This is a genomic window from Microvirga flavescens (assembly GCF_003290125.1).
Lineage (GTDB): Bacteria > Pseudomonadota > Alphaproteobacteria > Rhizobiales > Beijerinckiaceae > Microvirga > Microvirga flavescens.
The window spans coordinates 332,117-341,587 of record NZ_QMKH01000002.1 but is presented as its reverse complement, the minus strand read 5'-3'; the positions used below and the strand labels follow the sequence as shown (position 1 = coordinate 341,587).

8 protein-coding genes are annotated in these 9,471 nt (G+C 62.5%); 5 read left to right on the top strand and 3 right to left on the bottom strand.

What is annotated here, in order from left to right:
* The first annotated feature begins 79 nt into the window (after window positions 1-79).
* Complete coding sequence (locus DQW91_RS06385; RefSeq protein WP_112662749.1) at window positions 80-817, top strand: Crp/Fnr family transcriptional regulator; 738 nt, start codon at window positions 80-82, stop codon at window positions 815-817.
* On the opposite strand, the gene cydC is transcribed toward DQW91_RS06385, so the two are convergent.
* Together cydC and cydD are read right to left on the bottom strand one after the other, a co-directional pair.
* A complete protein-coding gene (gene cydC, locus DQW91_RS06380; protein WP_112662748.1) occupies window positions 811-2,472 on the bottom strand; it encodes a thiol reductant ABC exporter subunit CydC in 1,662 nt (553 codons plus the stop codon). The genes DQW91_RS06385 and cydC overlap by 7 nt on opposite strands.
* The gene (cydD, locus tag DQW91_RS06375; RefSeq protein WP_198411802.1) at window positions 2,469-4,238 is read right to left on the bottom strand and encodes a thiol reductant ABC exporter subunit CydD; all 1,770 of its coding nucleotides are present in this window, start codon (window positions 4,236-4,238) and stop codon (window positions 2,469-2,471) included. Before cydD ends, cydC begins: the two co-directional genes overlap by 4 nt.
* Before the next feature lie 166 nt (window positions 4,239-4,404).
* Between cydD and DQW91_RS06370 the strand changes: the two genes are divergently transcribed.
* The 4 genes from DQW91_RS06370 to hemN are packed head-to-tail and all read left to right on the top strand — an operon-like array spanning window position 4,405 to window position 8,627.
* Window positions 4,405-5,991: a cytochrome ubiquinol oxidase subunit I gene (locus tag DQW91_RS06370; RefSeq protein WP_112662747.1), complete on the top strand. Its 1,587-nt coding sequence runs from the start codon at window positions 4,405-4,407 to the stop codon at window positions 5,989-5,991.
* 24 nt (window positions 5,992-6,015) lie between these two features.
* Window positions 6,016-7,164 (top strand): cytochrome d ubiquinol oxidase subunit II, encoded by a 1,149-nt coding sequence (gene cydB, locus DQW91_RS06365; RefSeq protein ID WP_198411801.1) that lies wholly within the window; start codon window positions 6,016-6,018, stop codon window positions 7,162-7,164.
* A gap of 12 nt (window positions 7,165-7,176) precedes the next feature.
* A complete protein-coding gene (cydX, locus tag DQW91_RS06360; protein WP_112662746.1) occupies window positions 7,177-7,290 on the top strand; it encodes a cytochrome bd-I oxidase subunit CydX in 114 nt (37 codons plus the stop codon).
* Complete coding sequence (gene hemN, locus DQW91_RS06355; RefSeq protein WP_112662745.1) at window positions 7,290-8,627, top strand: oxygen-independent coproporphyrinogen III oxidase; 1,338 nt, start codon at window positions 7,290-7,292, stop codon at window positions 8,625-8,627. The genes cydX and hemN overlap by 1 nt, the downstream gene beginning before the upstream one ends.
* Window positions 8,628-8,687: 60 nt before the next feature.
* Here the strand turns inward: hemN and DQW91_RS06350 are convergent, their stop codons facing one another.
* Entirely contained in the window at window positions 8,688-9,386 is a 699-nt protein-coding gene (locus tag DQW91_RS06350) for a fumarylacetoacetate hydrolase family protein (protein ID WP_112662744.1), read from the bottom strand.
* Window positions 9,387-9,471 lie beyond the last annotated feature (85 nt).

The window sequence follows — 9,471 nt, the reverse complement described above, 5'->3', positions numbered from 1 at the left end:
ATGCATTTTGCACATGATCCGACTTTTGTCCTGTGCCGGAAAACGCCTATATACCTCTCGAAGCGAGGCGGTGAGGCCGATGCCGAGTTTGGTCTATTCCCGGAAAGCCTTTCCCAGAGAGGCCTGCAACGCGTGCCAGGGGTGCGAAACGCGCCGCATGGCTCTTTGTGCGGCGCTGGGCCCCGACGAGTTGCCGGATCTCGAGCGGATCATGGGATCGACCAGACTCGACGCCAATCAGGTGCTGTTCGAGGAAGGAAGTCCGCGCCGCCGCGCCTACACCTTGACCTCGGGCATGGTGCGCCTGTCCCTCGCGCTGCCGGACGGAAGGCGCCAGATTACCGGCTTCCTGATGCCCGGCGATTATCTGGGTCTTGCGGACGACGACACTTATCTACAGACGGCTGAGGCCGTCGTTCCCTCGACTCTCTGCTCCTTCTCGGTTGCGGAGATGGACGCGCTGATGGAGCGGCATGGCCACCTCAAGGACCGGCTTCATGAGATGACGCGACAGGCCCTGCGCCAGGCCCGTGAAAGCCAGATGATCCTGGGGCGGCTTGCCCCTTCGGAGAAAGTGGCGTCCTTCCTCCTCGTGATGGCGGCCCGCGCGGCGGAACATGGCCTTGCGGACGATCCGCTGCATCTGCCGATGACGCGCACGGACATTGCCGATTATCTCGGCCTCACCATCGAAACCGTGAGCCGCACCTTCACCAAGCTGAAATCGCAGGGCCTGATCCGCCTGCCCGAGCCTCACTCCGTCGAGATCGTCGACAAGCGGCTTCTGGCGGCGGTGGCGGGGATCGGCAACTACTGACAGGCCACAAGGCGGCCCGCTTCGAGCTGGTAAGCCCTGTCGACCGCGCCTTCCGGCAATTGTGCGTGGGTTGCGATGAGGACCGTCCGGCCTGCCGTCGCATGGGCGAGATCGGTCAGAAAGCTCTGTTCGGTTTCACGATCGAGCCCGCTCGTCGGCTCGTCCAGTGCGATGACGGCAGCGGGGGAGAGAAGAACGCGCGCAAGACACAGACGTCGCGCCTGCCCGGCTGAGAGCGTGCGTCCCGATTCCCCGAGCCACGTATCGAGCCCTTCCGGCAGAATGCGCACGAAGCTGTCGAGCCGTGCTACTTCGAGTGCGCGCCAGCAATCGGCCTCGTCGGCGCCGGGATCGCCGATGAGAAGGTTGTCGCGAACGGTGCCGAGGAAGACAGGCGTATTCTGCGAGAGTAAGGCGACACGGCGATGCAGCGCTGCTTGCGGCACTTCGCGAATGTGAGTGCCGGCGACGCTGATGGTCCCGTTATCCGCATCCATCAGCCGCAAGAGCAAGCCGAGCATCGTCGATTTTCCGCTGCCGCTCGGCCCGAGGATCGCGACGCGTTCGCCCGATTCAACCCGAAGATCGATGCCGTTCAGAACGAGGCGGCCCGGCTCGTGGCTAAAGCGCACCTTGTCGAAGGAGACGTCGTTGCCGCGCGGCAGGCTGCGCGGCACGCCCGGATCGCGGACCGTGGGTTCGGATGCAGAGATCTCGCGCACCCGCCGCGCGGCGGCCTGCGCTGCGCCGAGATGTCCCGCATAGCGGGCGACCGCGCCCGCCACTTCGAACGTTGCCAGAACCGCAAACAGAAGCCCAACGAGAAGCGGCCCTTCGATCTTTCCGGCAGAAAGCGCATCGAGCCCGAACCAGAGAACAACGAGCAGCGTTGCGCCTGCGAAAATCTGCGTCGAGGCGCTGCCGAGCGCGTTGATGAGGATGCGTTTTCCCTTCGCGCGCGAAAGGGCCTGATTGACGCTCGCGAATTCCTCTTTCGCCCAAGGCACGGCACCAAGCGCGAGAAGATCACTGTGCCCTTCGATGCCGTCGAACACGCGCATGCGCAGGGCGGCTGAAGCCTTTGTCGAGGCATCGCCCGGGCCGCGCGCCGCCGTTACGAGAAGAGAAGGCAGAACAAGCGTGGTGACGATGAAGCCAATAGCATACGCCAAGCCAGCTGTGGGAACGAGGGTTGCAAGGACCGCAGTTACCACGCAGCCGACGGCGAGGGCTGAAAGAATGGGCCCGACGGCGGTAAGGAACACCGTGTCGAGAGCATCGATATCCGCTGTGAGGCGCGAGACGAGATCGCCATGCCGAATGCCTTTGCGTGACAGAGGCACGCGCGGGATGAGGGCGCGAAACTGCCAGCCGCGCAAAGCAGAAAGCAGGCTCAAGGTCGCATCGTGCCCGATCAGCTTTTCAAAATAGCGCGAGACGATGCGAAGCATCGAAAGGCCGCGAACCAGAGCCGATGGCCCGAAGAGGTTGAACGCGATGCCCGCTCCCGTCAGCGCGGCTCCGGTCAGGAACCACCCGGAGACGCCGAGGAGCGCCGTGCCAGCCGCTAGAGTGATGATGGAAAGGCCGAGCGCCGCCAGAAAAACGCCGAGGCGCTGCATGAAGAATTGCCGAAGGAACAACAGAGCGCTCATGCGATACCCTTGTGCTGGCTCGCGGCGCTATTGCGCGGACGCGGAGAGGGCAGGAGCGAGCCTCCGGCGATTCTGACGACGCGATCCATCTGCGCCGCCACAGTCATCGAATGTGTGGCGAGAACGAGCGTGCGCCCTTTCGAGAAGGCGTTGACGGCGGACATGACGCGAGTTTCCGTCGCGCGATCGAGATGCGCGGTCGGCTCGTCGAGAAGAACGATGTCGGGATCGCGCAAGAACAGGCGCGCGAGAGCGACGCGGTGCGCCTCGCCGCCCGAGAGGCCGAGCCCGCCTTCTCCGATAAAGGTATCGAGCCCTTGGGCGAGTGCGTCGGAAAATTCAGTGACGCAGGCTTGCACGGCGGCCTTGCGGATTTCCTCCGCGTTCGCGTCCGGGTGACCGAGGCGGATGTTTTCTGCAATGGTGCCGTGGAACAGGCGCGGGCGTTGGCCGATGAAGGCGATACGGCTCCGCAAGTCGGCCTCCGTGATGCTCGCGAGGCTCTGCCCATTCAGCGTAATCTCTCCGCTGAACGTCCGCAGGCGTGCGATGGCTTCGAGTAGCGTTGATTTACCGATGCCGCTTTCCCCCAAAACAGCGATCCGCTCACCGGGCGCGACGGTGAGGTCGATCCTCTCAAGAACAGTGCGGCTAAGGTCCGGTGTGCGGATCGTCACATCCGCAATGACAATCGCGCCGGGCTGGTGATGCCGTACGCTTTGCAGCGCTTCCGGTACGGGTTTGACGTTCAGATCGGGCAAGCCTTCGAACAGCGCGGCAATTTCCGCCGTGGCGGCCTTGGCGGCGGCGCGGTCGTGATAATGCACGGCGAGTTGGCGAAGCGGCAGATAGACCTCCGGCGCCATCAGCAGGCAGAACAATCCGGCCTGAAGCGTGAGCGGCGATGCACGCAGATCGAGAAGGCCGAGATAAGTCAGGCCCACATACAGCGCCACGCCCGCAACGCCGAGGGCGGCGAAAAATTCGAGAACGGCGGAAGAGAGAAACGCGATCTTCAGGACGCGGAGCGTGCGCTTGCGCAAGGTCTCGCTGGCCTCCTCGATCAGCTCGGCCTCTGCTTCCGCGCGGCCAAAGAGCTTTAAGGTCACGATGCCGCGCAGGCGGTCCGCGAACAGGCCCGAGAGGCGCGTGAGGGCTTGCACATGGCGCTTGCTTGCGGCCTCCGCGCCTAAACCGATCAGGGCCATGAACACAGGAATGAGCGGCGCGGTGAGAAGAAAGAGAAGTCCGACGGTGACATCCACCGGCAGAACCGCCACGGCGAAGGCGAGCGGCAGGAAAGCCGCGGCGATTATGGCCGGCATATAGCGGGCAAAGAAGCCCTCCAAGGTCTCCGCCTGATCGACGATCATGCCCGCGAGCGCCCCGGAGGGCCGCGCTGCGGTCCAGGAAGAGGGCTTCTGCAGGATCTGCGCAAACAGACCCTCGCGGAGGCCAAGCTTGATCTTTTCCGCCGCCCGTCCGCCGGCATTCTCGCCGAGGAAGGTCAGCATGGCGCGTACGGTCATTAAGCCGCCCACGGCGAGCAGCGACGGCACAAGCGCTACGCGTGGCGTATGGCCCATAATGGCTTCATGCAGGACCTGCGCCAGAAGATAAGCCTGGCCGATGAGCAAAAGGCCGGAGACAAGCGGAGCAGCGACAGCCAGAAGCGCGAGAGGGCGAACGGTCTTGCCGAGCCCCATGAGCCAGCGCATCTGGGCTCGGGCAATCTCCCGATCGGTCTTGCCCGTCCCCGTCTCCATGCCAGCCTCGTTTAACCTCAACCATACGCCCGACTATTGCGGGGAGCCTCCAACTAGGTCCGCCCGGGGGCCAAGTGCATTGATTTGAATCAAGGTGCGCCGACAAGGGCAGGCGTATCGCTTGCCGTGATCCGGCCTATCGCCGGTTCGCGCACGAGGCAAACCCATGATCGACTACACCATCGTAGATCTGTCGCGGCTGCAATTCGCGGCAACGGCCATGTATCATTTCCTCTTCGTGCCTTTGACGCTCGGCCTGTCGTTCCTGATGGCGATCATGGAAAGCGTCTATGTGATGACGGGCCGCGAGATCTGGCGGCGCATGACGCTCTTCTGGGGTACCTGCTTCGGCATCAATTTCGCGATGGGCGTGGCGACGGGCGTCGTCATGGAGTTTCAGTTCGGGACCAACTGGTCCTACTACAGCCACTATGTCGGCGACGTGTTCGGCGCGCCCCTCGCCATCGAGGGCCTGATGGCCTTTTTTCTCGAGGCAACCTTCATCGGCCTCTTCTTCTTCGGATGGGACAGACTGTCAAAGATCGCGCACCTTGCGGTGACATGGCTTGTCGCCATCGGCGCGAATTTCTCCGCACTCTGGATTTTGATCGCCAATGGCTGGATGCAGAACCCGGTCGGCTCGACCTTCAATCCCGAGACGATGCGGATGGAAGTGGTCGACTTCATGGCCGTTCTCTTCAACCCCGTCGCACAGGCGAAATTCGTTCACACGGTGAGCGCCGGTTACGTCACTGGCGCGATGTTCATGATGTCGGTGAGCGCTTACTACATGCTGCGCGGACGCCATCTCGATATCGCCAAGCGTTCGATGGCTGTCGCCGCAAGCTTCGGTCTTGCCTCCGCCTTGTCTGTCGTCGTTCTCGGCGATGAGAGCGGATACGTCACAACCGAGCATCAGAAGATGAAACTCGCCGCTATGGAGGCGATGTGGCACACCGAGCCCGCACCTGCGCCCTTCACCGTTTTCGCCATTCCAAATGCACAAACGCGCGAGAACGAATACCAGATACAAATTCCTTATGCGCTCGGATTGATCGCGACGCGCTCGCTGACGCAAGAAGTGCCCGGCATTCTCCCGCTCGTAGACCATGCCAAGACTCGTATCCGCAACGGGATCGCAGCCTATGCGGCCTTGCAGGCTGTGCGGGCGAACCCGAAAGACGACGCGGCGCGCACGACCTTCGATGCGAATTGGCACGACCTCGGCTACTCGCTTCTTCTCAAGCGCTATCGCGACGATGTGACGAAGGCGACCGATGCCGAGATCGAGAAGGCAGCCTTTGACACGGTGCCGAACGTGCCGGTGCTGTTCTGGAGCTTCCGTGTCATGGTCGGCATCGGTTTCTACCTCATCGCCTTCTTCGCGTTGTTCTTCTGGCTCTCGGCGAGGCACAAACTGGGTGATGGCCGCGCTCTTCTGTGGATCGCGCTGTTCAGCCTGCCCTTGCCGTGGATCGCCATCGAACTGGGATGGCTCGTGGCCGAATACGGACGACAGCCCTGGGTCATCGAAGGCGTGCTGCCGACATTCTTTGCCGCGTCCGGTCTCACGTTGGTCGATCTCGCCATCAGCCTCAGCACGTTCCTCGTGATCTATACAGTGCTGGCGATCATCGAAGTGATCCTGATGGTCCGGGTGATCAGGAAAGGCCCTGCAGACAGATCCGTACTCGAAGACACCCCCGGCGGCTCTTATTCGCCCGTCGGAGTGCCGGCCAACGCGAACCGCTGATGCGAGTCTTTCAGGATAATCGCCATGATAGATCTTATCCCTCTTTCCTATGAAACGCTCCGGCTCCTGTGGTGGCTTCTGCTTGGCGTGCTTCTCATCGGGTTCGCGCTCACCGATGGTTTCGATCTCGGCATCGGCGCGCTTCTTCCCTTCGTCGCCAAAACAGATGCGGAGCGGCGCATTCTCATCAACGTCGTCGGTCCCGTGTGGGAAGGCAACCAGGTGTGGTTGATCGTCGGTGGTGGCGCGATCTTCGCCGCGTGGCCGCCGCTCTACGCGGTGTCGTTCTCGGGCTTCTATCTCGCCATGCTGCTCATCCTCGTGGCGTTGATCCTACGCCCGGTGGCGTTCAAGTTCCGCGGCAAGATCGAGAACCAGAAATGGCGCGACCTTTGGGATTGGGCCCTGTTCATCGGCGGCACGGTTCCGGCGCTGATTTCAGGCGTCGCCGTCGGCAATGTTCTCCTCGGCATTCCTTTCGGGTTGGATGATACCTTAAGGCCCCGCTACGAAGGGCACTTCTTCGGCCTTCTCACGCCCTTTGCCCTGTTGTGCGGCCTTGTCAGCCTGTCGATGATCGTGGCGCACGGCGCTGCCGTCATCGGGCTTCGCACGGAAGGCCCGACGGCGGAGCGCGCGCGGACCTATGGTCGTGTCGCGGCTCTCGTGGCCGCCGTTCTCTTCGCACTCGGTGGGCTTTGGGTCGTCTTCGGCATCGGCTATGTCGTCACCAGCGTTCAGGATCCGCTCGGCCCTTCGAATCCGTTGCGCAAGACCGTGGAGATCGTCACAGGCGCATGGGTGAAGGGCTATGCCGCACGGCCGTGGACGATGATCGCGCCGGCGCTCGGCCTTGCCGGCTGCTTGCTGGCATGGCTCGGCATGACGGTGCGGGGCTGGAAGACCGCGCTTCTCGGAACCAGCATGGCGATCTTCGGCATCATCTCGACGGCAGGCCTTTCGCTGTTTCCGTTCCTTCTGCCGTCCTCGCTGCAGCCGAATGCGAGCCTCACCGTGTGGGATGCCTCATCGAGCCATCTCACGCTCTGGACGATGCTTCTCGTCACCTGCATCTTCCTGCCGATCATTCTTCTCTACACGGCCTGGGTCTACCGCGTTATGCGCGGAACGGTGACCGCCACGACCATTGGCCGGAACCCCAACGCTTACTGAGGAAAGCGACAGATGTGGTATTTTTCCTGGATCCTCGGCGTCGGCCTTGCCTGCACCTTCGCGATCCTCAACGCCATGTGGTTTGAAATGCGCGACGATCGTCGCAAGGACATGGGCAAGAAGTGATGACCAACAATCTTGTCAGCCGCTACGGCGGCCTGCCGGTGCCGCGCTATACGTCCTACCCGACGGCGGCGGAATTCTCGCCGAGCGTGGGGCCAACCGATTACGGCAACTGGCTGAGTCGGATAGACGCGAAAGAGAGCGTCTCGGTCTATCTCCATGTGCCGTTCTGCCGCGACCTCTGCCATTATTGCGGATGCCACACCAAGATGGCGCGACGGGATGATGTGATCGCCTCCTATCGCGAGAGTCTTGAGGCTGAGATTGTGCTCGCCGGAGCGCAGTTTCCGTCGCAATTGAAGCTCGCGCGTCTGCATTGGGGCGGCGGAACGCCGAGCATTGTCGGCGCGGAGGGCATGGCTTCCATCGTCGATGTGCTGAAGCGATACTTCGTCTTCGAGCCGGATTGCGAACACGCCGTCGAACTCGATCCTCGGTATGTCGATGATGCTTTTGCCCGCAAGCTCGTGGCGCTTGGTGTCAACCGCGTCAGTCTCGGCGTGCAGGATCTCGACCCCGCCGTGCAGGTCGCCATCGGGCGCGTGCAGCCGCAGGCCGTGGTGGAGACGGCGGTGAACGCGCTTCGCGCAGCGGGACTTGAGCATATCAACTTCGATCTGATGTACGGGTTGCCGCTGCAGACGGAAGAATCCGTGCGCCGCACCTGCGCCGCCGTCGCCGCGCTCTCGCCGGAGCGGATCGCCTGCTACGGCTATGCCCACATGCCCTCGCGCAAGCGTCACCAGCGCCTGATCGATGAAGAGACGTTGCCGGATGTCGCCGAGCGTTTCCGTCAATCGCGGGTCGTCGCCGAAACGTTTCTCGCGCATGGTTATGTTAGCATCGGCATCGACCATTTCGCGCGGCCTGACGATCCGTTGGCGCTGGCGGCGAAGGAAGGGCGACTGCATCGCAACTTCCAGGGCTATACCGATGACGACCGCCCGATCCTCATCGGCTTCGGCGCATCGGCGATTTCACGCCTGGCGAACGGTTTCGCGCAGAACGTGCCCGACATCTCGACCTATCAGCGCATCGTTGCGGAAGGAATCTTGCCAACGGCGCGCGGCTGCCGGTTCACCGACCGGGACCGCACCCGTAGCGAAATCATCGAGCAGCTCATGTGCAATTTTCGCGCCGATCTGGCCTCGCTGGATGGGCCGGAAGAGTTCGCCGATGAACTGGCGTTTCTGCGTCCACTCATCGTCGATGGCATCGTTACAGTTCAGGATCATCGCGTGACCGTGACGGAACAGGGAAAACCTTTCGTGCGCTTGGTTGCCGCGGTGTTCGATCAATATCGCGAAGAAGAGCCGAAGCGTTTCAGCAAGGCGATCTGATCCGCGCAGGCCGTCAACAAAAAGCCCGGCACTACGCCGGGCTTTTTTGCTTCAGGAAGATCAGACGACGCGAACCTCGATGGTACCGATACCCTCGACGCCGCCGGAGAGAACATCGCCCCGCTGCACAGGGCCGACGCCGGCAGGCGTTCCCGTCATGATGACGTCGCCGGGGGCGAGCGTGAAGAACTCCGAAAGGTAGGCGATGGTGTCCGGAACGTTCCAGATCATCTGCGCCAGATCTCCGCTCTGACGACGCGCACCGTTCACGTCGAGCCAGATCGCGCCCTTCAACGGATGACCGATCTCGGAGGCTGGGACGAGCGCGCTCGTCGGCGCGGAAGCCTCGAAGGACTTTCCGATTTCCCACGGACGGCCCATCTTCTTCGCCTCGCCTTGAAGGTCGCGGCGCGTCATGTCGAGGCCGACGGCATATCCGTAGACATGATCGAGCGCGCGCTCCGCTGGGATGTTAGATCCGCCTTTGGCGAGCGCGACCACGAGTTCGATCTCGTGATGAACGTCGCTGCTCTTCGTGGGGTAGGGGAATTCTCCACTCGTGATCAGCGCGTCAGGGTTCTTCTGGAAGAAGAAGGGCGGCTCGCGGTTCGGGTCGTGCCCCATTTCGATGGCGTGGTCCGCATAGTTGCGGCCCACGCAATAAATGCGGCGAACGGGAAAACGCTGCTCCGTTCCTTTCACGGGAATGGAGGGAATTGCGGGAGCCTCGATCACGAAATCTGACGGGCGTGCGCTCATGGCCTTGTCCTCATGAAAGCGCGCGCTTTATTCAGCGCGCGCTACGCGTTGTCAAAACGCCGATAGGATCGGGTCTTTACGGCGT